Origin of the sequence: Escherichia sp. MOD1-EC5990, assembly GCF_002965285.1 — a bacterium.
In the GTDB taxonomy this organism is placed as follows: Bacteria; Pseudomonadota; Gammaproteobacteria; order Enterobacterales; family Enterobacteriaceae; genus Escherichia; species Escherichia coli_F.
Map to the genome: position 1 here is coordinate 80071 of NZ_PTRV01000004.1, position 25001 is coordinate 105071.

19 protein-coding genes are annotated in these 25001 nt (G+C 50.6%); 6 read left to right on the forward strand and 13 right to left on the reverse strand.

The window, feature by feature from the left end; translation table 11 throughout:
• Positions 1 to 5 precede the first annotated feature (5 nt).
• Complete coding sequence (gene lysS / locus BEB42_RS06115) at positions 6 to 1523, forward strand: lysine--tRNA ligase (RefSeq protein WP_105267224.1); 1518 nt, start codon at positions 6 to 8, stop codon at positions 1521 to 1523.
• 42 nt (positions 1524 to 1565) lie between these two features.
• Here the strand turns inward: lysS and idi are convergent, their stop codons facing one another.
• On the reverse strand, positions 1566 to 2114 hold the full coding sequence (gene idi / locus BEB42_RS06120; protein ID WP_105267225.1) for an isopentenyl-diphosphate Delta-isomerase: 549 nt from the start codon (positions 2112 to 2114) through the stop codon (positions 1566 to 1568).
• Positions 2115 to 2168: 54 nt separating this feature from the next.
• Between idi and BEB42_RS26660 the strand changes: the two genes are divergently transcribed.
• Positions 2169 to 2261 (forward strand): hypothetical protein, encoded by a 93-nt coding sequence (locus BEB42_RS26660; RefSeq protein WP_236942402.1) that lies wholly within the window; start codon positions 2169 to 2171, stop codon positions 2259 to 2261.
• Here the strand turns inward: BEB42_RS26660 and yqfG are convergent.
• Both yqfG and uacT read right to left on the reverse strand, forming a co-directional pair.
• Entirely contained in the window at positions 2236 to 2361 is a 126-nt protein-coding gene (yqfG, locus tag BEB42_RS06125) for a protein YqfG (RefSeq protein ID WP_105267226.1), read from the reverse strand. The two genes, BEB42_RS26660 and yqfG, sit on opposite strands and share 26 nt — an antisense overlap.
• A gap of 1 nt (position 2362) precedes the next feature.
• The gene (gene uacT, locus BEB42_RS06130; RefSeq protein WP_001354956.1) at positions 2363 to 3811 is read right to left on the reverse strand and encodes a urate/proton symporter UacT; all 1449 of its coding nucleotides are present in this window, start codon (positions 3809 to 3811) and stop codon (positions 2363 to 2365) included.
• Between the two features lie 434 nt (positions 3812 to 4245).
• Here uacT and ygfT point away from each other — a divergent pair, with 434 nt between their 5' ends.
• Together ygfT and BEB42_RS06145 are read left to right on the forward strand one after the other, a co-directional pair.
• Positions 4246 to 6165 (forward strand): formate-dependent uric acid utilization protein YgfT, encoded by a 1920-nt coding sequence (gene ygfT / locus BEB42_RS06140; protein ID WP_105267227.1) that lies wholly within the window; start codon positions 4246 to 4248, stop codon positions 6163 to 6165.
• On the forward strand, positions 6165 to 6653 hold the full coding sequence (locus BEB42_RS06145) for a 4Fe-4S dicluster domain-containing protein (RefSeq protein ID WP_105267228.1): 489 nt from the start codon (positions 6165 to 6167) through the stop codon (positions 6651 to 6653). Before ygfT ends, BEB42_RS06145 begins: the two co-directional genes overlap by 1 nt.
• A 35-nt stretch (positions 6654 to 6688) precedes the next feature.
• On the opposite strand, the gene ghxQ is transcribed toward BEB42_RS06145, so the two are convergent.
• The 8 genes from ghxQ to mocA form a co-directional block, all read right to left on the reverse strand.
• Positions 6689 to 8056 carry a guanine/hypoxanthine transporter GhxQ gene (gene ghxQ, locus BEB42_RS06150; protein WP_000012163.1) on the reverse strand — a complete coding sequence of 456 codons (1368 nt, stop codon included), beginning with the start codon at positions 8054 to 8056 and terminating at the stop codon, positions 6689 to 6691.
• Between the two features lie 35 nt (positions 8057 to 8091).
• Positions 8092 to 9408, reverse strand: coding sequence for a guanine deaminase (gene guaD, locus BEB42_RS06155; RefSeq protein WP_001352959.1), 1317 nt, complete (start codon positions 9406 to 9408; stop codon positions 8092 to 8094).
• 17 nt (positions 9409 to 9425) lie between these two features.
• Positions 9426 to 10826 (reverse strand): xanthine/proton symporter XanQ, encoded by a 1401-nt coding sequence (gene xanQ / locus BEB42_RS06160; RefSeq protein ID WP_001280172.1) that lies wholly within the window; start codon positions 10824 to 10826, stop codon positions 9426 to 9428.
• Positions 10827 to 10990: 164 nt separating this feature from the next.
• A complete protein-coding gene (locus BEB42_RS06165; protein ID WP_105267229.1) occupies positions 10991 to 13861 on the reverse strand; it encodes a molybdopterin-dependent oxidoreductase Mo/Fe-S-binding subunit in 2871 nt (956 codons plus the stop codon).
• The gene (ygfM, locus tag BEB42_RS06170; RefSeq protein WP_000572478.1) at positions 13858 to 14637 is read right to left on the reverse strand and encodes a molybdopterin-dependent oxidoreductase FAD-binding subunit; all 780 of its coding nucleotides are present in this window, start codon (positions 14635 to 14637) and stop codon (positions 13858 to 13860) included. The genes BEB42_RS06165 and ygfM overlap by 4 nt, the downstream gene beginning before the upstream one ends.
• A 50-nt stretch (positions 14638 to 14687) precedes the next feature.
• Entirely contained in the window at positions 14688 to 16016 is a 1329-nt protein-coding gene (gene ssnA / locus BEB42_RS06175) for a putative aminohydrolase SsnA (protein ID WP_105267230.1), read from the reverse strand.
• A 2-nt stretch (positions 16017 to 16018) separates the two neighbouring features.
• The gene (gene ygfK, locus BEB42_RS06180; protein WP_000502357.1) at positions 16019 to 19117 is read right to left on the reverse strand and encodes a putative selenate reductase subunit YgfK; all 3099 of its coding nucleotides are present in this window, start codon (positions 19115 to 19117) and stop codon (positions 16019 to 16021) included.
• Positions 19118 to 19438: 321 nt separating this feature from the next.
• Positions 19439 to 20017, reverse strand: a complete 579-nt coding sequence (mocA, locus tag BEB42_RS06185) for a molybdenum cofactor cytidylyltransferase (RefSeq protein ID WP_001272830.1) — start codon at positions 20015 to 20017, stop codon at positions 19439 to 19441.
• Between the two features lie 102 nt (positions 20018 to 20119).
• Between mocA and yqeC the strand changes: the two genes are divergently transcribed.
• Both yqeC and yqeB read left to right on the forward strand, forming a co-directional pair.
• Positions 20120 to 20890: a selenium cofactor biosynthesis protein YqeC gene (gene yqeC, locus BEB42_RS06190; RefSeq protein WP_001604791.1), complete on the forward strand. Its 771-nt coding sequence runs from the start codon at positions 20120 to 20122 to the stop codon at positions 20888 to 20890.
• A 47-nt stretch (positions 20891 to 20937) separates the two neighbouring features.
• Complete coding sequence (gene yqeB / locus BEB42_RS06195) at positions 20938 to 22563, forward strand: selenium-dependent molybdenum cofactor biosynthesis protein YqeB (protein ID WP_001020407.1); 1626 nt, start codon at positions 20938 to 20940, stop codon at positions 22561 to 22563.
• A gap of 40 nt (positions 22564 to 22603) precedes the next feature.
• On the opposite strand, the gene arcC is transcribed toward yqeB, so the two are convergent.
• On the reverse strand, positions 22604 to 23536 hold the full coding sequence (gene arcC / locus BEB42_RS06200) for a carbamate kinase (protein WP_000037992.1): 933 nt from the start codon (positions 23534 to 23536) through the stop codon (positions 22604 to 22606).
• A 47-nt stretch (positions 23537 to 23583) separates the two neighbouring features.
• On the reverse strand, positions 23584 to 24969 hold the full coding sequence (gene hyuA, locus BEB42_RS06205) for a D-phenylhydantoinase (RefSeq protein ID WP_001352961.1): 1386 nt from the start codon (positions 24967 to 24969) through the stop codon (positions 23584 to 23586).
• Positions 24970 to 25001 lie beyond the last annotated feature (32 nt).

Genomic DNA, 25001 nt, shown 5'->3' on the forward strand with positions numbered 1-25001 from the left:
CCAACATGTCTGAACAACACGCACAGGGCGCTGACGCGGTAGTCGATCTTAACAATGAAATGAAAACGCGTCGTGAGAAGCTGGCGAACCTGCGTGAGCAGGGGATTGCCTTCCCGAACGATTTCCGTCGCGATCATACCTCTGACCAATTGCACGCAGAATTCGACGGCAAAGAAAACGAAGAACTGGAAGCGCTGAACATCGAAGTTGCCGTTGCTGGCCGCATGATGACCCGTCGTATTATGGGTAAAGCCTCCTTCGTTACTCTGCAGGACGTTGGCGGCCGCATTCAGCTGTACGTTGCCCGTGACGATTTACCGGAAGGCGTTTACAACGATCAATTCAAAAAATGGGATCTCGGCGATATCCTCGGCGCGAAAGGTAAACTGTTCAAAACCAAAACGGGTGAACTGTCTATCCACTGTACCGAGCTGCGTCTGCTGACCAAAGCACTGCGTCCGCTGCCGGACAAATTCCACGGTTTGCAGGATCAGGAAGCGCGCTATCGTCAGCGTTATCTGGATCTCATTTCTAACGATGAATCCCGCAACACCTTTAAAGTGCGTTCGCAGATCCTCTCTGGCATTCGCCAGTTCATGGTGAATCGTGGCTTTATGGAAGTTGAAACGCCGATGATGCAGGTGATCCCAGGCGGCGCGGCGGCGCGTCCGTTTATCACCCATCACAATGCGCTGGATCTCGACATGTACCTGCGTATCGCGCCGGAACTGTACCTCAAGCGTCTGGTAGTTGGTGGCTTCGAGCGTGTATTCGAAATCAACCGTAACTTCCGTAACGAAGGTATCTCCGTACGTCATAACCCAGAGTTCACCATGATGGAACTCTACATGGCTTACGCGGATTATAAAGATCTGATCGAGCTGACCGAATCGCTGTTCCGTACTCTGGCACAGGATATTCTCGGTAAGACGGAAGTGACCTACGGCGACGTAACGCTGGACTTCGGTAAACCGTTCGAAAAACTGACCATGCGTGAAGCGATCAAGAAATATCGCCCGGAAACCGACATGGCGGATCTGGACAACTTCGACTCTGCAAAAGCGATTGCTGAATCTATCGGCATCCACGTTGAGAAGAGCTGGGGTCTGGGCCGTATCGTTACCGAGATCTTCGAAGAAGTGGCAGAAGCACATCTGATCCAGCCGACCTTCATTACTGAATATCCGGCAGAAGTTTCTCCGCTGGCGCGTCGTAATGACGTTAACCCGGAAATCACTGACCGCTTTGAGTTCTTCATTGGTGGTCGTGAAATCGGTAACGGTTTTAGCGAGCTGAATGACGCGGAAGATCAGGCGCAGCGCTTCCTGGATCAGGTTGCCGCGAAAGACGCAGGCGACGACGAAGCGATGTTCTACGACGAAGATTATGTCACCGCACTGGAACACGGCTTACCGCCGACAGCAGGTCTGGGAATTGGTATCGACCGTATGGTAATGCTGTTCACCAACAGCCATACCATCCGTGACGTTATTCTGTTCCCGGCGATGCGTCCGGTGAAATAAGCATTACGTTATGCTCACAACCCCGGCAAATGTCGGGGTTTTTTATTTAAGCTGGGTAAATGCAGATAATCGTTTTCTGGCTTCGCGATTTGTCGCCTGCATCACCATCCACGGACTGAACGCCCACGGTGTGGCATCAATACCGTGTAATACATCTGCTAAATCACACCATTGATAATCCATCACTTCATCATCGTTGATCTGTAACGCACTGGTCGTGCGTGCGGCAAATACCGGACACACTTCATTTTCCACAATGCCATTCGGATCGGTGGCGCGGTAGCGAAAGTCAGGATAGACCGTTTCTGGTGCTGTTATTTCCACACCCAGTTCAAAGCGGCAACGGCGGATCACCGCGTCTTCGTTGCTTTCGCCCAGTTGTGGGTGCCCACAAACCGAGTTAGTCCACACGCCCGGCCATGCTTTTTTGCTAAGGGCGCGGCGGGTAACTAATAATTGCCCTTTGGCATTAAACAGCCAGCAGGAGAACGCGAGATGTAAGAGAGTGTCTGCCGTGTGTGCGGCATACTTTTCCAGCGTACCCGTGGGAACTCCCTGTGCATTCAATAAAATGACGTGTTCCGTTTGCATAATTTCTCACATGTAATTCTAATCACTCATCATTATAGATAATTGAAGAGTGAAATGATTAACCAAGTGAGCGTTTATCGACAACCGCCCGTTTTGAACGGATGTCGACAGGTAAAACCATTTAAAAAAGCAGCATCATATATTTGAAGCGACTTTCAATGGCCATTGCAACACAGTCAGAAATGACAGGAATAGAGATCATAAAGAGCAACAACAGACTGAATATAGCGCGCATTAAAAGATTCATATTATTCTCCATGCTCATTTTTCTTCAGCTTGCGCATCAGAAGCCACATACGTACTGTCCTGACTTTTAAATCTTTATCAGAGACGGATTCCTTCACCAGATCAGCATGATGCTGATAGCCATTAAAGAAGACGTTCAGCACAACGGCGCTAAGGGTTGCGAGCATAATGCCGCTATGCAGCAACGGTTGCAGTACGGCCGGTAACTTAGAAAAGAAATCGTGAGAGAGCGTCGGAGTCATGCCAACGCCGAGACTGATCGCCACAATATAGAGGTTGTAACGGTTAGTGGTGTAGTTACAGCGCGACAGAATTCGAATCCCCGTCGCCAGTACCATGCCGAACATCACCAGCCCTGCGCCGCCAAGCACAAATTGCGGAATCGAGGCTACCAGCACCGCCATTTTGGGCACCATGCCAAACATGATTAATATGATCCCCGAAGAAATACACACCCAGCGACTATGAACGCGAGTCACGCTAACCAGGCCAACGTTTTGAGAAAATGACGTGTGGGGGAAGCTGTTAAACGTTCCGCCTATCATTGTCCCTACACCATCGACACGCAGCCCGCGAATAATATCGTGCGAAGAGAGTTTACGACCGACTATTTCACCCAGTGCCAGGAACATCCCCATCGACTCGATAAACACGATGATTAACACAGCGGTCATGGTTAGAATAGAAACGGGGTCAAATACCGGCATACCAAACGACATTGGGGTGACAATCGCAAACCACGAAGCATCATGTAGCCCGGACAAATTGACTTCATTCATCATCCACGAAAGTAAAAAGCCAAATACAATCCCCAGTAATACGGCGACGTTGGACATAAATCCTTTCGCATAGCGAGTAATGAGCAAGATAAAAATTAAGACGGCAAAGGAGATACCTAAATAAACGGGATTACCATATTGCGGATTCCCTTTACCTCCAGCGGCCCAGTCAATACCGACCTGAATAATGCTAAGCCCGATAGAAGTAATAACCACACCGGTAACCAGTGGCGGGAATAAAGGCATTAAGCGACCGATAAGTGGTGCTAATAATGTGGTGATAAATCCCGCGGCGATAGTGGCACCAAATATCCCCAGCAGGCCGATATCCGGGTTCATGCCAATGGCTATCATTGGTGTTACAGCAGCAAAGGTTACCGACATAATCACCGGCAGACGGATCCCCATAAAGCGGCCGATGCCGATACATTGTAATAATGTGACGATCCCGCAGCAAAAGAGATCCGAGCTAATGAGCATCGCAATAGCTTCTTTTGAGAGGCCCAGTCGGTCACCAATCATAAGAGGAACAGCGACTGCACCTGCGTACATTACAAGGACGTGTTGCAGACCGAGTATGATCAGCTTTCCTGGTGATAATATGCGGTCAACCTCATCAGTTGGGCGGTCTTGCCCTGAAGATGAGGGAAGTTGGGAATCTATGGCGCTCATCAGTGTTTCTCCTTTCGCCCGCCAGAGTAAAAAGCAACCGTTTACGTTATTGAAACTGTCTAAACATATGCTCGTGGAGTGCCAGTTTTTGCGAGGAAGGGGAGTTAGAGACAGGAATTGCGGAGGCAATCACATAATCGTGGTTAAACCACGAAAATGAGAAGAGAACCTGACAATGGAATTATCTGTAATTTTCTCATATTGATATTTCATTAATCATTCTGGCATGTCGCACTCTCGCATTTAATCGTTTTTATCTGGATAGCGCTCTTTTGGTCGGCAATGTTGAAATAATGAAAGCGGCACAGATTGAGGGGTAATAATTTGAACTTAGTCACAAACTTATAATTAAAAAGTCATTCTACCTAATATATGCCCGTTTATTGCATCGCGAACTTTGAGAAGACATAACTCATTAAATGAAAGGGATGCAAATGAATAAGTTTATCGCTGCTGAAGCTGCGGAATGTATAGGCTGTCATGCTTGTGAAATTGCCTGTGCGGTGGCACACAATCAAGAAAACTGGCCGCTGAGTCACAGTGACTTTCGACCGCGTATCCACGTTGTAGGGAAAGGCCAGGCTGCGAATCCGGTGGCCTGTCATCACTGCAACAATGCTCCTTGCGTTACGGCTTGTCCGGTTAATGCTCTGACTTTCCAGCCCGATAGCGTACAACTGGACGAGCAAAAATGTATTGGTTGTAAAAGATGCGCAATCGCTTGCCCCTTTGGCGTCGTTGAGATGGTCGATACGATTGCGCAGAAATGCGACCTTTGTAACCAGCGCAGTTCCGGCACGCAAGCCTGTATTGACGTATGCCCAACACAGGCGTTACGGCTGATGGACGATAAAGGGTTGCAGCAGATAAAGGTGGCCCGCCAGCGCAAAACGGCAGCAGGAAAAGCGTCATCAGACGCTCAGCCATCTCGCAGTGCAGCGTTGCTCCCCGTTAACTCGCGTAAAGGCGCAGATAAAATTTCAGCGAGTGAACGGAAAACCCACTTTGGCGAAATTTATTGCGGGCTGGATCCACAACAAGCGACTTATGAGAGTGACCGCTGTGTTTATTGCGCCGAAAAAGCTAACTGCAACTGGCATTGCCCGCTGCATAACGCTATTCCGGATTACATCCGTCTGGTGCAGGAAGGAAAGATTATTGAAGCGGCAGAACTTTGCCACCAGACCAGTTCCTTACCAGAAATCTGCGGCAGGGTATGTCCACAGGACCGTCTTTGTGAAGGCGCATGTACTTTGAAAGATCACTCTGGCGCAGTCTCTATTGGTAATCTGGAACGCTACATCACCGATACTGCGTTGGCGATGGGCTGGCGTCCCGATGTCAGCATGGTGGTTCCCCGTATCGAAAAAGTGGCGGTGATTGGCGCTGGGCCTGCAGGATTAGGGTGTGCTGATATCCTGGCGCGCGCGGGAGTTCAGGTTGATGTCTTTGATCGCCATCCAGAAATTGGCGGTATGCTGACTTTTGGCATTCCTCCTTTCAAACTCGATAAAACAGTCTTAAGCCAGCGGCGTGAGATATTCACCGCAATGGGAATCGACTTTCATCTCAACTGTGAGATTGGCCGCGATATTACCTTTAGCGATTTAACTTCTGAATATGATGCCGTTTTCATCGGCGTGGGGACTTACGGGATGATGCGAGCAGATCTGCCGCATGAAGATGCGCCCGGTGTCATTCAGGCTCTACCGTTCCTGACTGCCCATACCCGCCAGCTCATGGGGTTGCCGGAGTCTGAAGAGTATCCGCTGACGGATGTGGAAGGTAAGCGAGTCGTGGTATTGGGCGGTGGCGATACGACCATGGATTGTTTGCGGACTTCCATCCGCCTCAATGCCGCCAGCGTGACCTGCGCGTATCGTCGTGATGAAGTCAGTATGCCGGGCTCGCGTAAAGAGGTGGTCAATGCGCGCGAGGAAGGTGTCGAGTTTCAATTCAATGTTCAGCCGCAATATATCGCTTGTGACGAAAATGGGCATTTAACTGCGGTGGGCCTTATTCGTACCGCTATGGGGGAGCCGGGGCCGGATGGACGCCGTCGTCCTCGTCCGGTAGCGGGTTCAGAGTTTGAGCTGCCTGCCGATGTTCTGATTATGGCCTTTGGTTTCCAGGCGCATGCCATGCCGTGGTTGCAAGGCAGCGGAATTAAGCTCGATAAATGGGGCCTGATTCAAACCGGGGACGTCGGGTATTTACCCACCCAGACGCATCTGAAAAAAGTCTTTGCTGGTGGGGATGCAGTTCATGGCGCGGATCTGGTCGTCACTGCAATGGCTGCAGGAAGGCAAGCGGCGCGCGATATGTTAACTCTGTTTGATTCGAAGGCATCGTGATGAAATCGTTAATTATCGTTAATCCGGCTGATTGTATTGGCTGCCGTACTTGTGAAGTAGCCTGTGTGGTCGCTCATCCTTCAGAACAGGAGTTGAATGCCGATGTCTTTTTGCCTCGGCTGAAGGTACAGCGACTGGACAGCATCAGTGCGCCGGTGATGTGCCACCAGTGTGAAAATGCCCCTTGTGTCGGCGCTTGCCCCGTGCAGGCGCTGACGATGGGCGAGCAGGTGGTGCAGGCAAATTCTGCCCGTTGTATTGGCTGTCAGAGTTGCGTCAGTGCGTGTCCGTTTGGGATGATCACCATTCAGTCGTTGCCGGGGGATACCCGGCAACAAATTGTGAAATGCGATCTCTGTGAACAGCGGGAAGAGGGGCCTGCCTGCGTTGAATCTTGCCCGACACAGGCGCTGCAGTTGCTTACTGAAAGAGAACTCAGGCGAGTCCGCCAGCAGCGTATTGTTGCCTGCGGTGAGAATCCTCTCTGAAAGAATTCTCCGCGCTGAAAGGCGCGGAGAATCTATTAGATAGCCCATCCACCCGCGTAAAATGCGACCAGTGCGGCAGTAATGATTACCGTACCAATATTCAGCTTTTGCCATTCGCGTGCAAAGACGCGGCCTACGACCAGTGTCACAAAGCCCAGCATAATACCGGTAACGATATTACAAGTCAGAACGATAAACACGGCACACACCAGGCCAGCCATTGCGTCAATAAAATCGTTGAAATCCAGCTTCGAGACGTTACTTAACATCAGCAAACCTACGTACATCAGAGCGGGTGCAGTGGCGTAACCAGGGATCAAAAATGACAGTGGTGATAAAAACAGAATCAACAGGAATAACGCCCCCACTACGGTTGCGGTCAACCCTGTTTTACCCCCGGCGGCGGTTCCTGCCGCTGATTCGATATAAACCGCTGCGGGCGCAGCACCCACCAGGCCGGAGAATATTGAACTTACTGAGTCACTGGTCAGGGCTTTACCGCCGTTGATGATCTGGTTGTCTTTATCTAACAAATTCGCCTGACCGGCGACGGCACGGATGGTACCGGTGGCGTCGAACACTGCGGTCATCACCAATGCCAGTACACTCGGAAGTACAGTTGGCTGGAGTGCCCCCATAATATCGAGGCTGAAAATCAGAGACTTACCATCTTCGCCAGTCAGACTGGGCATCGCCACCAGACCGTGGTACTTCACCGCTGGATCAAAGATTAAGCCGATGATCGAAATTGCAATAATCACCAACAAGATCCCGCCAGGTACGCGGCACTTTTCCAGACCGAAGATGACCGCCAGACCCAGTAAGCTCATCATCACCGGGAAGGAGGTAAACGCACCGAGCGCCACCGGCAAGCCTTCAATCGGGTTTTTGATAACCATTCCCACACCGTTAGCAGCAATCAGCAGCAGAAACAGGCCGATACCGATACCTGTGCCGTGAGCGATACCCATCGGTAAATTACGTAATATCCAGGTTCGCACACCGGTTACAGAAATGGCGGTGAAGATGACGCCCATCAGAAAGACCGCACCCAGTGCGACAGGAACGCTAATTTGTTGCCCGAGTACCAGACTGAATGCGGTAAATGCCGTTAAGGAAATAGCGCAACCAATCGCCATTGGCAAGTTGGCCCACAAGCCCATCAGCAACGAGCCGAAGCCCGCGACCAGACAGGTGGCAACAAACACAGCTGCGGGAGGAAAACCTGCTTTGCCCAGCATTCCCGGAACGACGATAACGGAATAAACCATGGCCAGAAAGGTCGTTAAGCCAGCCAGTACTTCCTGACGAACGGTACTGCCACGAGCGGTAATTTTAAAATAATTATCCAGCGCGCCTTGTGGCTTTGGTGCGTCCGGTGTTTGTAGGATGTCTCCAGACATAATGATGTCCTCACGAGGATGTTAAAGTTTTATTATTAGTTGCGTTCGTACACCAGACGACCATCAACGTAGGTGCGGTAGATCGAACGGTCATCGCCCAACGTCATCATCACGAACAATTTGTCGACTAAAGAAACAGAGTTGTCATAGCGCAGCTGCTGTAGCGGGGTGGCGGTGGGTTCCATCACCACGAAATCAGCCTCTTTGCCAGGTAAAAAGTTGCCAATCAAATCGTCAAGGCCCAGAGATTTCGCCCCGCCGAGCGTGGCAAGGTAAAACGCTTCATATGCCGAGAGGCGATAGCCTTGTAATTGCAACACTTTGTAGGCTTCGTTCAGCGTTTGCAGCATGTTGAAAGTTGTTCCTGCGCCAATGTCAGTCCCCATGCCCACTTTGACTTTCTTCTGCCATGCTTTTTTCAAGTTGAATAAGCCACTGCCGAGGTAAAGGTTGGAGGTAGGACAGAAAGCAATGCTGGATTTGGTTTCGCTGAGACGATCCCACTCTTTCTCTTCGAGATGGACGCAGTGAGCAAAGACACAATTTTTACCTGTCAGACCGTACTGATGGTAAACATCCAGATAACCATCATGGTCAGGATAAAGCGATTTGACCCAGGCAATTTCATCTTTATTTTCACAAAGATGGGTATGTACCCATGTGTCGGGATACTCTTCTTTCAGGCGTTGCGCCATCGCCATCTGTTCAGGAGATGAGGTTGGGGCGAAGCGTGGCGTAATCGCATACAACAGACGACCATTTTTGTGCCAGCGTTCGATCAGTTCTTTGCTTTGGTGATAGCTGCTTTCGGCAGTGTCGAGCAGATAATCCGGTGCGTTGCGGTCCATCATCACCTTACCGGCAATCATACGCATATTGATATGACTGGCGGCTTCAAACAGCGCATCAACGGATTGCGGATGAACGGTACCAAACACCAACGCTGTGGTGGTTCCGTTACGTAAAAGCTGCTTGATGAAGAACGCCGACATTTCGCGGGCGTACTCTAAATCCTCATAACGACGTTCAGTAGGGAAGGTGTGTTTATTCAACCACTCCAACAATTGTTCACCATAGGCCCCAACCATTTCACTTTGCGGATAATGGATATGTGTATCGACAAAGCCCGGTACTACCAGTTTGCCGCGATAGTCGCGCACGCGAATGGTGTCAGGAATTTGATGCTTTCCGTCTTCCCATTCGCCAAACCATTCCACTTTTCCCTGTTTAATGAGTAATAAACCATCCTCAATAAACCGCAGCGCAGAGGCAATCTCTTCCGGGTTATCGACCGTACGGGTGACATCAATAAAACTGCCTCGTACCGCTTTTAACGTGTGTTCTCCTGACATCATTGACTCCTTTACTGTTAATCCATCTCTTCCGCTGAGGTAATACCAGGCAGAACGTTTTCCTGTCGATAGCCACCAGGGAGGATAATATTTAATAAAATCGCAGTTAATCCACCAGCACAAATAGGGTTTTCAACTAATACATAAATAGAGGCTGGCAATATTTTAAAAATTTCCGGGTCGTAGGAGACGCCAAGCCCTAAACCTAAAGAAGTGGCGACAATAAGTGTTTCACGGCGCTTTAATCCGTTGGTGATGATGATGCGAATCCCAGCGATGGCAATCATGGAAAACATCAACGTCATTGCGCCTCCCAGAACAGCCGAGGGAATGGTCGTGAAGAAGCCGCCAATCATTGGAAACAAGCCGAGAATAACCAACATGACCGCGATGGTTCGCCCGACATAACGTGAAGCGACACCGGTCATCTGAATAACCCCATTATTTTGCGCAAACGTGGTTAACGGTAATGAACCGACAGCGGAAGCGATAACCGAAACCAGGCCATCTGCCAGTACGCCGCCTTTCAGACGCGACTGATACTCTTCTCCCTGGATGGGGCGGCGGGAAACCATTGCCGTGGCGGTGATATCGCCGACAGCTTCCAGCACGCTAAGCAAATAAATCGTGCCGACCACCAGGAACTGATGGAAGCTGAAACTAAACCCGTATTTGAACGGATGCGGGATGGTGATTAACGGCAAATTGCGCATACTGCTGAAATCCACCATGCCCAGGCATAACGACGCGATATAACCGACACATAGCCCAATGGCAATCCCTCCCATGCGTAGTAACGGACTGCGGCAGCAGTTAAAGCCGATCACCACAATCAAAACCAATAAACCAACGCCGAGATGTTCGTAATTGCCGAACGTACCGCTGCTTTTGGCAGCAAATCCTCCACCAAAATCGATAATGCCGACTTTAATCAGGCTTAAGCCGATCATCAGCACCACAATGCCGCTAACGGTAGGTGTAATAACCCGACGTAAATAGGGCAGGATAAAAGAAGAGCCGACAACCAGAAATGCGCCAACGAAGGAGACGCCGAGAAGCGACGACATGATTAACTCTTCGTGAAAACCATCGCTTTTCATGCTGCTGCCCAGCGCAATCATGACTGTAACAAATGAAAAATTGACTGACTGAATTGAGAGTAGGCCAGAACCGACGATGCCATAGCGGTTTACCTGTAACCAGGTACCAATACCAGAGGCGATCATCGCCATAGAAACAAGATAGGCGGTTGTTTCAGCGGAAAGCTGTAAGGCCGCACCCACGATTAACGCAGGGGTTACCATCGGAACGAAAATTGCCAACAGATGGGTAATGGCACCAACGAAAGCCTGATGAAAGGGAGGGCGATCCTCCAGTTCAAATATAAGGTCAGAACCTGCATGGTTTATATCAGACATCCCTTCACTCCTTTTAAAGTAAATTTGATCATCTGAATCAGTAAAATAAATTCCCACGAATTTGGGGCGCAGGACGCCTTGAGAACGGCTTATCTCATTTTCGCAGTCACTATTTAGTCATCGTTCAAACAGAGAAACAGGCCGCCGAAGCGGCCATTTATTATTTATATTTTTTCCAGCGCGGTGAGTATTTTCTCCGGTGTGAAATGCCATTCGCGTAACCAGATGCCGCAGGCATCGTGAATTGCGGTAGCAATCGCCGGAGCTGCGCCATTTACACCGATTTCTGAGATTGATTTCGCCCCGAATGGGCCGACTTTATCGTCGCTCGGCACCAGCACAGCGCGGAAATCACGCGGAATGTCACCAATTTTCGGTGCGCCGTAACTGCGTAAATCACGCGTTAACGGGTGGCCTTCGGCGTCATAAATGATTTCTTCGCTCATACTGTGCCCGATAGCACGCAGGGTGGCTCCGTAGATTTGTCCCAACGCTAACTCTGGATTGACCGGTGTACCACAGTCCAGCAAGGCATAGAATTTATCCAGGCGGATTTCACCCGTACGTGTGTTGACGGCAACTTCAGCAAAGTTTGCGCCATACGGGAAGGCGAAATCAGGCGTGATATAACTGGCAGTTCCCACCAGTGAACCAAAACCGGTGCCGGTTTCGCCTTTATGGGCAATATCCCCGAAACTAACTTCGCCTTTCTTGCCGCGCACGACGCCCGGCGTTGCCAGTTGAACATCCTCCAGGGGTTCCCCCAGCATTTGTGCACCGTGGAACAGGATTTTCTCTCGGAGGTTTTCTGCCGCCATACGCGCCGCGTTGCCGGAGAAACATGTACCGGACGAGGCATATGCGCCTTTATCAAACAGCGCATGATCGGTATCACCGGAGATAACATGCACGTCCTGCGGTGGGCAGTGCAGCACTTCTGCTGCCAGTTTCGTCACCACGGTATCCAGACCAGTACCAATATCCGCACCGCCAGAATGAACGATAAAGGTACCGTCCGATTCCAGTTTAATCATGCAGTTAGCCTGATCGATATCCGGGATCCCCGATTTCTGCATGATAATGGCGACGCCACGACCGATGTGCCAGTCACCATTTTGCGGTTTCGGTGAAGACCATTGGATCATCTCGCGACCCTGACGCAGGATCTCTTCCAGCGCGCAGCTGGCGGCGGAAGGAACGGAGGTCGGCGCTTTACCTTCACCGATTGCACCGAGAATTTTCAGCTCTTGCCCTTCGTGTACCCGATTACGTTCGATAATTTCCAGTTGATCGATCTGTAACTGTTCAGCCAGTTCCGCTAATGCCATAGTGATAGCGAAGTTACCTTTCGGTGCACCATAACCCTGATAAGCACCATTTGGGCAAATGTTGCTGTAGTAGGTGGTGACCTGGAAATCGACGTTATCGCATGGATATAACGGCAGCGACAGCGCTGGTCCGTTACACGGTACGGTGAGTGAGTGGTTACCGTAAGGGCCTGTGTTGGCGCGGAAATCCATCTTCACAGCCGTCAGGCGACCATCTTTCTTTGCCCCCAGTTTGACGGTGACTTTCGCGACGTGACGAGAGGTGTTAGCAATAAACTCTTCTTCACGGGTGTAGCGGAACAGTACCGGACGCCCGGTCACGCAAGTTGCCCAGGCGCACACTTCTTCCAGCAGGATGTCCTGTTTGGAACCAAAACCACCGCCTACGCGTTCTTTAATGACATGAACTTTATGTTGTTTCATGCCCACGAGGCGCGCGACCTGGCGGCGTAAGTGCCATGGTACCTGGGTGGAGGCGTGGATAACCAGACGATCGCCGTCCATACGGGTAAAGCAGATATGTGTTTCAGTCGGGCATTGCTGCGCCTGCGTTGAGTTATAGGTTCGCTCAATGATCACATCGGCATCGGCAAAGCCTTTATCCATATCGCCAATATGACCATGAATACTGGCGGCGATATTTTTACGGGGGCGAGAACCGATCGGGAAGTTGATGATCATATGCTCGCCGCGCTGGGCTGCATGGCTGTTATCGTCTTCCAGAGTATCTGGCGCACCAGCAACATACACCACCGGTTCATCGTGCACGACAGGCGCATCTTCCGCCATTGCCTCGTCGATCGACATTACAGGTTTAAGCACTTCATATTCAACGTCGATGAGCTTCAGTGCTTCGAGCGCAATTTCTTCACTTTCTGCGACGACCGCAGCAACGCGATCGCCGACGTGACGCATTTTCTTGCCGAACATACGGCGGTCAAGCGGTGACGGTTCCGGTGCGCTCTGACCACCCGGGGTATAGTAGATATCCGGGCAATTCAGGTGAGTAATAACGTGAACGACGCCCGGTAAGGCTTCAGCTTTGCTGACATCCAGATGAGTAATCAGTGCGTGAGCGTGTGGGCTACGTAACATTTTAATGACGCAGGCGTCAGCCGTTACGCGGTCTTCAACATAGCAGGGTTTCGCCTGCACCATTTTCGCGGCATCAGTTTTAGGATAATGCTTACCAATGACTTCAAGGTCGTCACGGAAAGTCGGAGCGATATCAATGGTGGCCTGCGGGTTATTTTTACGTGCAATTGCCAGTTCAATGACCTGATAGTATTGTTGCCAGCCTGCATCGCGACTGAACAAACCAGAAAGCGCGTCGTCGATCTCTTCGCGGGTCGGTGCGGCGATACGCTCGAGCAGATCAGTGATAATCAGAGCAGCAGCAGGATCGTTATAACCAGACTGCACCACGCCAACATCAACCATTGCCTGTTGAACCAGACTTAACTCGTTCCATTTTCCCAGAGACTCTGCCGTACGAATATCAGCCTTCTCTATCTGTGCGGCAATAAGTAAGGACGCGTTGACGATATTACCGTTAAAGATAATTGCGTCAGAACCGGCAAAACCGAATCCATCATCGCTGTTGCGTACAGAGTGCATTCCCATGTTAAACAACAGCTTTTGCACGTTTTCACCAGGATTAACGGTTAGCTCCTGGGGCGTGCCATTTAATGTAAAGTGGATGATCATACGGCTTCCTCCCCAGCCTGTTGGCAGTCGGCATAAAGGTCGGCTACCAGAACTCCCGTGATATAGCGTTTATAGGCCACGCTGCCCCGCAAATCTTCCTGCGGGAAAATGGCGTTGGCGACAGCCTGTTCAAGGGCATCGCCTTCCAGGTTTTGTTTTTCAACATCGTGCAGACGCAGTGCTTTACTGGCCACGCCATCCAACGCAATTCGCATACCGTCGTGATCGGTTAACGCAACGGCTGCCGTTACTACCGTTAACCCAGCCTGAGAACGGCTAATTTTGCGAGTCGTACAGGTGCGATACGGATCTTTAATGATGATTTCGGTTAGCAGGCGATCGCATGGGCAGGCCAGGTACTCCTCAATTGACAGAGTTTCACCGTTGCCAAAAACCAGTTCGGCATCCAGTGCCAGCAGGACGGGAAGCAGCACCGACTCTTCCTGCCGGGCGGCGATTTCACCACCAATGGTCGACTGATTACGAATATGGCGAGAGTAGACAAAGCCGAGGGCCTCACGCAGTGCTGCAGGAATAAACCGTGCATCACGCAGTGTTTGCAAGCGAGACATTGCGCCAATCCGCAATGCACCGTTATCCCAGTCAACCCAGTCCAGTTCCAGATCCTGTAAGGATATGGCAATCTTTTTATCGGTACGGGTTGGTGTGGCGTTGAGTTTACTGCCTCCGGCGAACCAGACGGCTTCATCCTGGTAGCGGCGCTTCAGTTCCAGCGCCTGTTCGACAGAGTCGGGCCTGAAAAATTGTTCAATCATCTTCTTTCCTTATTTAACCCTCTTCCCTGCGGGAAGAGGGTATTTGTCATTTATGCCAGCGCATCCATCCGACGCCACATACTGGCAGCGGCTTTTTGGGCTTGCGCATAAATGGAATCGCAATCGAAGTTAAACTGACGGTCTTCATAGACCATAACGCCGTTGACCATCACGCTGTGGACGCTGCCTGAACCCATGCCGAAAGCGATATGTCCAGCGATATTGTCTGCCAGCAGTGGCGTCGGCGAGTTGTAATCGCAAATGGTTAAATCGGCTTTATAACCGGTTTCCAGCAGGCCAAATTTCGCGCCAAAGTTGCGGCTCATCAGTTCGTTGCCGTTAGACAGAGCTTTGGCAAAGCTGTCAGGCCACAGCGGACCACCCGCATCGCGATGTTTAAAGAAGGCAAATTTCATCTCTTCAAACATATCTGAACCAATACCGTCCGTACCCAACGCCAGATTGCGGATGTCGCAAAGATGATGGTTGTAGCCGACATGGTTGTTCATGTTTGAACGGGCGTTATGCACCAGGAATGCATCACGCTGATTGAGCAACGCGATGTCGTCTTTAGACAGATAAAGCCCATGAGCGACCAGCGTTTTGCTGTCGATGAGATCGAATTGCGCTAATCGTGCCAGCAGATCTTTGCCGTACCAGTGATGACTATGGGAAACATCGTAAAGGTCTTCCGCAGCGTGAATATGTAAACCACGGCCTGTGGCTTTCACGGCCTCACGCAGCATTTCCAGACCGGCATCCGGCACAGTAAACGGCGCGTGAGCACCAATATGAGCTTCTACCAGATACGGTTCAGTTGCCGCTTTCTTCGCATCATCAATCTGACGGGCGAAGCGGATATTTTCCTCTACTCCTTCCTGTAGTTCTTTAATGCCGTTGTTACGGTCAGTGGTTTCAAAACAGGTCATCGCACGCAAGCCAACTTTTAAAAATGCGTTGCGCAATGTGGAGAGCGACCCGCTGATATACGCCGGAGAGGCATGGTGATCGATAACAGATGTACAGCCGCTCTTAATCGCTTCCAGTGAACAAATCAGCCCGCTGTAATAGAGCGACTCTTCATCAAGGGCGCGATCGAGCCGCCACCAGAGATTTTTCAGCGTTGAAATGAAATCCGGGCAGGGGGCGATGTTTGCCATAATTCCACGGGAAAGCCCCGAGTAAAAATGGTTGTGCGAGCAGACAATTCCCGGCATCACAATCCGACCATGCATCTCTTTGTAGTTGGCATCGGGGTAGCGTTGCGTCAGCGCATCGCCGATAGCGACAATCACATCATTTTCGATGGCGATATCAACGCCTTCCTGCACTTTCGCCGGGTGTAACTGCACTGCGGTGACATTCTTCAGAATCAACATGATTACACCTCCACGCGGCCCAGCAGATAATGATGATGCTGGTGGACATGGCTAATGATGCGGCACATATCGTTCAGCTCCGGTGGTACGTTGTTGAACTGACCTTCGCTGTCGATGTTTAACACCCAGCTTTGGTTATTCAGACGTATGCGTACCTGGCAATCTTCCACAAGGAAGCCTGGGTTGCTGCTGTTATCAAAGTCTTGCGACAGGCTGAATACGGTGATTTTGTCTTTATATGGTTTACCGTTCCACGGGCAGAACTGGGCGCAGTTGCCGCATTCGTTACAGTAAGCGTCGAGGTGCAGCGTCTGGAAACGGTTCTGGAATCCAGGGACCGCAATTGAGACATTGGCGCGGTTAGGGCAGACATCCACACACTTGCTGCAAACGTAGTTACATTCAAGACAGCGAGAAGCTTCCTGAGCGACAAACGCATCACGATCGTCGCTGTTCACCAGGGTGACTGAGATATCGCCTTTACGTTGGTAGATTTCCGCCGGATTGACGTTGTTCCAGTATTTATCGTTCTGGTGGGAACGGATATTTTCCCGACTAAGGATGGCATCGGTCGCCCGACGCGCGGTTCCGACAGCAGCGACAATGGAGGATGGTCCGCGCTGTACGTCGCCGATCATAAAGACGTCAGTCAGACGAGTTTCGCCATTATGGTCGACGTCTGGCCAGCCGTTTTTGTCCAGCGGCACGCCCATCGCATTCAGGGCTTCAGTATCCTGCTGTTCACCAATGGCGGTGATCAGGCTGTCTACATGCAGTGTTACTGTTTCGTTGGTTTCAACCGGACGGCGACGACCTTTCTCATCAGGTTCGCCAAGCGACATAACGCGCAAGGTTAAGGTGCCATCAGCATCGAAACGTTCCGGATTATTCAGGAAACGGAACTCCACGCCGTCGTGCAACGCTTCTTCATACTCTTCGCGCCATGCTGGCATCTCTTGCAGTGAACGACGGTAAACGACCGTTGCTTTTTCTACGCCTGGAACGCGTAACGCCGCACGAGCGCAGTCCATTGCGGTGTTACCCGCCCCGACAACGACCACATGTTTGCCCAGCTTGAGCGCTGTGCCCTTGTTGTATTCACGCAGGAAGGGGAGTGATTTCCAGACATTTTGGTTGTCGCCCGCCAGTTTCACACCGCTATTTTTATCAGTGCCGGTGGCAATCAGAACATAGTGGAAGCCCTGATTTTTTAACTGTTCAACGGTCAGATCGGGTGAGCAGCCATACTCAAATTTCACGCCGTGAGCGGCAACAAAATCGATATCGTGCTGAATTAACTCTGCAGGAATACGGAACTGAGGAATGATATTTTTCACCACGCCGCCCGCATTGGCTTCGCGTTCAAACAGCGTAACCGGATGGCCCGCTCTGGCAAGGAAGTAACCTGCTGCCAGACCCGCCGGACCTGCACCAATCACGGCAACTGGATGGCGTGAACCAGAACCGGCTGGTTTGTGCCAGCGTTGCTTATATTCATCCCAACCTTTTTCCAGCGCGACTTTTTTCAGTTCGCGGATATTCAGCGCACTGTCGTAATCCAGGCGGGTACAGTTGTATTGGCACTGGTGATCGCAAATATGACCGGTAATGGCGGGCAGGGCGTTGCGTTGGTAGATGAGTTCCAGTGCGTCGGCATAGCGGTGTTCGCCAAGCAGACGTATGTATTCCGGAATATCCTGTTTAATGGCGCAAGCAGTAACGCACGGTGCAACGTAGCAGTCGGTCAGCGGCAGGTCTTCTGCCACTTCAATACGCTCTTCTGGCTTCCAGTGTTTCTGAGTGTATTCCATGGTTAACGCGTCTGCTGCCAGTTTGTTCAGTCGTTCGACGTCAACATGGTCAAGCCCCCAGGCGTCGGAGCCTTCCAGCTCGCGCATGCAGGCACTTAAGCGCAGATAGCCGCCAGGTTTCAGCAGGTCGGTTGCCATAGTAATAGGGCGAATACCAGTATCAAAAATATCGCGGATAGTCAGCTGACTGGCACCACCGGAATAAGAAATGGGCAGTTTGCCGTCAAAGGCGCGAGAGAGAACTGCTGCAACATTGATGGAGAGCGGGAACAGCGCACGGCCTGACATATACATCTCTTCACCAGGCAGTGCGCCTTTATTGTTGATGGTGCCGAGAGTGTTAGTCAGTTTTACGCCAAAGCCGAGTGATTTTTCTTTTGCCAGTACCATCAGGCGTTCCAGCATTTCCAGCGCTTGCGTCAGCTTGAGGTCGTGATCAAATGACTCTTCTTTTAAGCCTATGTAACCGAAACCGCAGACATCGAGGATCTCACGAACACGCGCGTACCCCAGTAAGGTCGGGTTGAGTTTCACAAAGGTATTGAGCCCTTTTTCTTCCAGCATGTAGCGGCAAATGGCTTCGATTTCATGCGGAGGACAGCCGTGCATCGTGGAGAGGGTAACGCCTTGTACCATGCTGGTGGGGATGCGTGCCGGTAAGGCCTGCAAGCATTCGCGTTTTTCCTGTAAGCCGTGGCGGGCTAAAAATGCGTCATCCTGGAGTAATTCATTCAGCGTATCGCGATATTGAGCGAATTTCGGATGGTCAGATGCGTCCATCATATTGTCGATGAACTGTTGCATCGGCGGTTGCTTAATACCTTCGAGGTTGTAACCGACGCTCATATTAAAGATGAACGATTTACCGGAATCAGAAGGCTGGAACATCGCTTCGAGAAGGTGCAGGGCAAACCAGGCTTTGAGGTATTCATCCCAGGCTTTAAGCAGGGTAAATTCGGTGGACCATTCGGTGTTAAAGCACTCGTCTTCGGCATCAATACAGGGCTTTTCCAGCTCCAGGCGGTCAAGAATTTGGACGGTTTTTAGTTCGATGAAGCGTCCGCCAGTCAGCCAGGATGTGACAATATTTTGCGCGAGCTGCGTGTGCGGACCAGCGGCAGGGCCGACGGGAGTGGCACAGGTTTCACCGAAGACGCTAATAGTTTTACCTTTTACGGGTGAGTAAAACTGTTGCTCGGGAATACCAAAGATTGAGCGTTGTTGTTGGTATTCATCAAATATGCGCGTCAAAAGTTCCTCAAACGGAATGGGACGCATAATATCCCCCATAACCCTCTCCTTAGCTTATACAGATATCATTGAATGACCGGTGTTGAGAAATCCGGTGGTTTACGGGGATAGAGCAACAATCGCACCACTCTTGCCAGGTTTAGTGGGAAATATAAAAAAATGTGAGGCGGCTCGAAACTTAAGGGCTTTTTGTGAATGAACTCACAGGTGCCAAATGAGAATTAAAATCACTCCTGAAAATTATTATTACCAGCCCATTTATCACTTTTTCTCTTTTCTCAAAATCAGTGATTCCTTATCATAATGATAAAGAAGGCTGGATGGTTTAAATATTTGAACGCAAACGTTTAACTACGTTTTCTAAATTTCAGTATACCTTTTTTGCGCTGTAATAAAGTCGTCCGGAGTATCAATATCTAAAATTATTTCTGCATTTTCTATTTCGACGGAATAATGTTCTCCCATAAGGAGTGCCTGACGCATATTGGTGACATTGGGTCGCTGGGTTGCCTGCATCAGGCATGGCTTTGACACTAAAATCGGATGGCCGGGGATACCTTTATGGAGTGGCAGTATTGAGCCATCATTACGTAACGACCAGATTTTTCTAAAAATATCGATGGTGAGGGTTGGCATGTCACCGTGGGTGAGAAAACAATGTTCGGTTTGCACCGCGGGTACTGCGGCCTTTACTGATGTCAGTAAACCCTGCGCATAATTTGGGTTGTGGATAATAGTGATATTACTCTGGTTCGCATAACGTTCGTGCAGTTCATTACCACGATAGCCGGTGACTAAAATAATTCGGCTACAAAACTGCAACGCATTTTTGATACTTGCATCAAGAATTGTTCCCTCTTGCCAGGGTAACATCATTTTCCATTGCCCCATTCTTGATGATAATCCGGCAGCGGTAATTATACAGTCGATGGCTGACATAGTGGTTCCATTATTTATAGGGGCTAATAACGCCTGATAATTGCGTTACTTCCTGATGGATTAAGTTGGGGATAATTTATCCCAGAGAGGTCATAAAGACTCGTGAAAAGTATAGTTGACCCATCGGCATTATTCATTGATTTAGGCGCGCAGAAACGTCCCACTGTGATTTCTGTTGTTGGGGCTGGGGGGAAAACCAGCTTGCTTTTTTGGCTGGCAGAACTGCTCCAGGCTAGCGGCAGGCGAGTGTTAATCACTACGACGACACATATGTTTATGCCAACGTCTCACTGGCCCGTGGTTTTCTGTCGTGATCCCGCCATGCTTCCTCATGCGTCTCTTACATCCCCCATTTCATTTTGTTTTCACAGCTGGAAAGCGAACCAGGGAAAAGTGCAGGGATTTATGCCAGAAGCGATTGATGCACTGGTGCAACGACCAGAGTGTGACGTAATTCTCATTGAGGCAGATGGCTCGCGTGGAATGCCGTTAAAAGCGCCTGATGAGCACGAACCTTGCATACCCAAAAGCAGTTGCTGCGTGATTGCTGTGATGGGAGGACATATTTTGGGTGCGAAAGTGAGCACAGAAAATGTCCATCGCTGGTCGCAGTTTGCTGATATTACCGGGTTAACACCTGATGCAACCTTGCAACTGAGCGATCTCGTTGCGCTGGTTCGCCACCCTCAGGGCGCATTTAAAAACGTACCGCAAGGTTGTCGGCGAGTCTGGTTCATTAACCGTTTTTCTCAATGTGAGAATGCGATTGCGCAAAGCGAGCTCCTTCAACCGCTGCAACAACACGACGTAGAGGCAATCTGGCTGGGCGATATACAAGAACATCCTGCAATCGCGCGCAGATTTGTGAATTAGCGGCCCGGGTATTCCGGGTTACTGAAAGGATATCCATTGAGGTTGGTATGAATATTTTCACAGAGGCTGCAAAACTTGAAGAGCAAAATTGTCCGTTTGCGATGGCGCAAATTGTTGATAGCCGAGGCTCGACTCCCCGCCATTCTGCACAAATGTTAGTGCGCGCCGATGGTTCTATCGTCGGTACAATTGGTGGTGGAATGGTTGAGCGGAAGGTGATTGAAGAGTCGCTTCAGGCATTGCAGGAACGTAAGCCGCGATTATTCCATGGACGTATGGCTCGTAACGGTGTGGATGCTGTCGGGTCAGATTGTGGAGGTGCAATGTCCGTGTTTATCAGCGTCCATGGTATGCGTCCTCGTCTGGTGTTGATTGGCGCGGGGCATGTCAATCGGGCGATAGCCCAGAGTGCGGCGCTATTAGGATTTGATATTGCCGTTGCCGATATTTATCGCGAAAGCCTTAATCCTGAATTATTCCCATCATCAACCACGCTTCTCCATGCTGAGTCGTTTGGTGCGGCAGTGGAAGCACTGGATATTCGCCCTGATAATTTTGTCCTGATTGCCACGAATAATCAGGATCGTGAAGCCCTCGACAAACTCATTGAACAGCCCATTGCATGGCTGGGGTTGCTGGCAAGTCGCCGCAAGGTTCAGCTTTTCCTACGTCAATTGCGTGAGAAAGGCGTGGCTGAAGAACATATTGCCCGTTTACATGCGCCCGTTGGTTACAACATAGGTGCGGAAACGCCGCAGGAGATCGCCATCAGCGTGCTGGCAGAAATATTACAGGTGAAAAATAACGCGCCGGGTGGGCTGATGATGAAACCTTCTCATCCTTCCGGACACCAGCTGGTGGTGATTCGCGGTGCGGGGGATATCGCCAGTGGTGTGGCGCTACGTCTGTATCATGCGGGTTTTAAAGTGATCATGCTGGAAGTGGAAAAACCGACAGTGATTCGTTGTACCGTGGCGTTTGCCCAGGCCGTGTTCGATGGCGAAATGACGGTCGAAGGCGTCACTGCCCGCCTGGCAACCAGCTCTGCGGAAGCGATGAAACTTACCGAACGCGGATTCATCCCTGTGATGGTAGATCCCGCCTGTTCATTGCTTGATGAACTGAAACCGCTTTGCGTGGTGGACGCTATTCTGGCGAAACAGAATTTGGGTACGCGGGCAGATATGGCACCAGTAACAATCGCGCTTGGGCCGGGCTTTACTGCTGGGAAGGATTGCCATGCGGTAATTGAAACAAATCGCGGGCACTGGCTCGGTCAGGTGATTTACTCTGGTTGTGCGCAGGAGAATACCGGTGTTCCCGGCAATATTATGGGGCATACCACCCGACGGGTGATCCGTGCTCCTGCTGCAGGCATTATGCGATCCAACGTGAAATTAGGCGATCTGGTGAAAGAGGGCGATGTGATTGCCTGGATTGGTGAGCATGAAATTAAAGCACCGTTGACGGGGATGGTGCGTGGCTTGTTGAACGACGGACTGGCGGTGGTCGGTGGTTTTAAAATTGGTGATATCGATCCACGTGGTGAAACGGCTGATTTCACCAGCGTTTCTGATAAAGCCCGGGCAATTGGCGGCGGCGTACTTGAGGCGTTAATGATGTTGATGCATCAGGGCGTTAAAGCGACAAAAGAAGTGCTGGAAGTGGCTTAAATGAAAATGGCCGGATGGTATTACCCACCCGGCCTTTAAATTACTGACAAATCACCGTTCCGGTTTTGCCTTCAATCCCTTCTTTCGCTTTGCTCAATACGGTAATCAGTGCTTCGCGTCCAGCGCGAGAGCGAGCAAACGAGGCGGCTGCTTCCACTTTAGGCAGCATAGAACCTTTCGCAAAATGACCTTCTTCGATAAAGCGTTCAGCATCACTTAATGACAGGCGATCGAGCCACTGTTCGTTCTCTTTACCGAAGTTAATGGCCACTTTTTCTACCGCAGTCAGAATGATCAGCATATCGGCATCAATCATTTCTGCTAAACGGGCGCTGGCCCAGTCTTTATCAATAACCGCGCTGGCACCACGCAGATGGTTACCTTCACGAATAACAGGAATACCACCACCGCCAACGGTGATCACTACCTGGCCTGCATCTACCAGAGCTTTAACCGTTTCTTTTTCAATGATATCAACCGGTTTTGGCGAGGCAACAACACGGCGATAGCCGCGACCAGCATCTTCTTTCAGAGTGTAACCCTGTTTTGTCAGTTGCTCGGCTTCCTGCTCGGTAAAGAACGAACCGATCGGCTTGGTCGGGTTGAGGAATGCCGGATCGTTAGCGTCGACTTCGACCTGGGTAACCAGCGTTGCTACAGGTTTATTAATGCCACGAGAAAGCAGTTCTTCTCTTAAGGCGTTTTGTAGATCGTAACCAATATAACCCTGGCTTAAGGCAACACAGACAGACATCGGCAGCATTGGCGAGTGCGCTTCAGTTTTTGCCGCGGCTTCAAAGGCCTGGTTAATCATGCCTACCTGCGGCCCGTTACCATGAGTGACGATGACCTCATGTCCCTGGGCAATTAAATCAACAATTGCCTGAGACGTAATTTTTACCGCTTTCATTTGTCCGGCTAGATCGTCGCCCAGCGCATTCCCGCCCAGGGCGAGAACAATTTTCTTACTCATTTTTCCTCACTCATCATTCTTGATTGTGTATAGATCCCTGGCAGTGGTTAGAGCACGGGAGGGACAAACGGTTTGCGTCGCAGGAAACGACCTCGCCCGGCTTTACCTGTAAAGGTGCCGTCACAGAAAATCGTTTCACCACGGGATAATGTTCTGACAATTGCGCCCTGACAGGTAAAACCCTCCCAGGGCGAGTAGTCGGCGTTGTCGTGGAGATGGCGGTGTTGAATTTGTTGACTCTGACGTGGGTCGATAATTACCACATCACCATCTGAGCCGGGCGCTAATAATCCTTTTTGTGGCCACAGGCCAAATAGCCTGGCGGGCATCGCACTGGTCAATTCAACAAAACGCTCCGGTGTGATACGTCCCGTCATCACGCCACTGGAGAACAGCAACTGCATGCGGTTTTCCACACCGGGCAAGCCATTTGGGCAGCGGCTGAAATCGCCTTTAGAAATTTGCAGGCGTTGAGCCATCGAGAAGGTGCAGTGATCGGTCGCCACCACGTCAATCGCACCATCACTAATGCCACACCACAGTTTGTCCTGCTCACGCACGTTACGCAGTGGTGGGCTAAGAATGAACTTCATGCCGTCTTCTGTATCGTAACTGCGTTCGTCCAGCAGGAGATATTGCGGGCAGGTTTCAACCCAGACTGGCTGGTGATTCGCGCGGGCAAGACGCAGATAATCCAGACCTAAGCCGTTAGAGAGGTGGACGATATAGAGCGGGGCGTTACCGGCAATTTGTGCCAGGTTAATCATGCGTGCGATGGCTTCCGCTTCGCATTCCAGAGGGCGACTCAAGGCGTGATAGCGCGGCGCGGTTAACCCTGCGGCGATAAACTCCGCCCGCTTGCTGGCGATAGCTGCATCATTTTCCGGGTGCACGGTGGTCAGCGCGCCGGACTCATGCAAGCGGCGTAACGCCTGCAAAACCTCGTCATCGTTGAGTTTGTATTGATAGGTTAAATAGAGTTTAAAACTGCTCAGTCCTTCTTCGACCATCATCGGAATTTCGTCGAGGATGGCGTGATTAATGTGCTGGATAACACCGTGAAAGCTGTAGTCAATAACCGCTTTATGGGCGGCATAACCACGATAAACTTCCAGTTGATGGCGTAATCGGCAGCCATTTGGTCCAAATCCCATATGGTCAATAATGGTTGTTGTACCGCCACACGCAGCTGCGCGGGTACCGGTAAAAAAATCATCACAACTGCGCGCGATGCCGACATCAATATTGAAGTGTGTATGGACATCTACGCCGCCAGGGAAAACGTAACAGCCAGTAGCATCAATTTCTTCATAAGGGAGCTGCGGCGAAATATCGGTGCCCAACTGGCGAACAATCCCGCTTTCAATCAGCAAATCCTGTTTGGCTTGTCCATCTGCGTTAACGATAGTGCCGTTTTTGATCAATACGCGCATAGCAAACTCCAAAAACCCTCCGGCGAACCGGA

Excerpts from the sequence above, each read along its gene's own strand:
- lysS (WP_105267224.1), top strand. The coding sequence starts at position 6 with ATGTCTGAACAACACGCACAGGGCGCTGACGCGGTAGTCGATCTTAAC.
- idi (WP_105267225.1), bottom strand. The coding sequence starts at position 2,114 with ATGCAAACGGAACACGTCATTTTATTGAATGCACAGGGAGTTCCCACG.
- BEB42_RS26660 (WP_236942402.1), top strand. The coding sequence starts at position 2,169 with ATGATTAACCAAGTGAGCGTTTATCGACAACCGCCCGTTTTGAACGGA.
- yqfG (WP_105267226.1), bottom strand. The coding sequence starts at position 2,361 with ATGAATCTTTTAATGCGCGCTATATTCAGTCTGTTGTTGCTCTTTATG.
- uacT (WP_001354956.1), bottom strand. The coding sequence starts at position 3,811 with ATGAGCGCCATAGATTCCCAACTTCCCTCATCTTCAGGGCAAGACCGC.
- ygfT (WP_105267227.1), top strand. The coding sequence starts at position 4,246 with ATGAATAAGTTTATCGCTGCTGAAGCTGCGGAATGTATAGGCTGTCAT.
- BEB42_RS06145 (WP_105267228.1), top strand. The coding sequence starts at position 6,165 with ATGAAATCGTTAATTATCGTTAATCCGGCTGATTGTATTGGCTGCCGT.
- ghxQ (WP_000012163.1), bottom strand. The coding sequence starts at position 8,056 with ATGTCTGGAGACATCCTACAAACACCGGACGCACCAAAGCCACAAGGC.
- guaD (WP_001352959.1), bottom strand. The coding sequence starts at position 9,408 with ATGTCAGGAGAACACACGTTAAAAGCGGTACGAGGCAGTTTTATTGAT.
- xanQ (WP_001280172.1), bottom strand. The coding sequence starts at position 10,826 with ATGTCTGATATAAACCATGCAGGTTCTGACCTTATATTTGAACTGGAG.
- BEB42_RS06165 (WP_105267229.1), bottom strand. The coding sequence starts at position 13,861 with ATGATCATCCACTTTACATTAAATGGCACGCCCCAGGAGCTAACCGTT.
- ygfM (WP_000572478.1), bottom strand. The coding sequence starts at position 14,637 with ATGATTGAACAATTTTTCAGGCCCGACTCTGTCGAACAGGCGCTGGAA.
- ssnA (WP_105267230.1), bottom strand. The coding sequence starts at position 16,016 with ATGTTGATTCTGAAGAATGTCACCGCAGTGCAGTTACACCCGGCGAAA.
- ygfK (WP_000502357.1), bottom strand. The coding sequence starts at position 19,117 with ATGGGGGATATTATGCGTCCCATTCCGTTTGAGGAACTTTTGACGCGC.
- mocA (WP_001272830.1), bottom strand. The coding sequence starts at position 20,017 with ATGTCAGCCATCGACTGTATAATTACCGCTGCCGGATTATCATCAAGA.
- yqeB (WP_001020407.1), top strand. The coding sequence starts at position 20,938 with ATGAATATTTTCACAGAGGCTGCAAAACTTGAAGAGCAAAATTGTCCG.
- arcC (WP_000037992.1), bottom strand. The coding sequence starts at position 23,536 with ATGAGTAAGAAAATTGTTCTCGCCCTGGGCGGGAATGCGCTGGGCGAC.
- hyuA (WP_001352961.1), bottom strand. The coding sequence starts at position 24,969 with ATGCGCGTATTGATCAAAAACGGCACTATCGTTAACGCAGATGGACAA.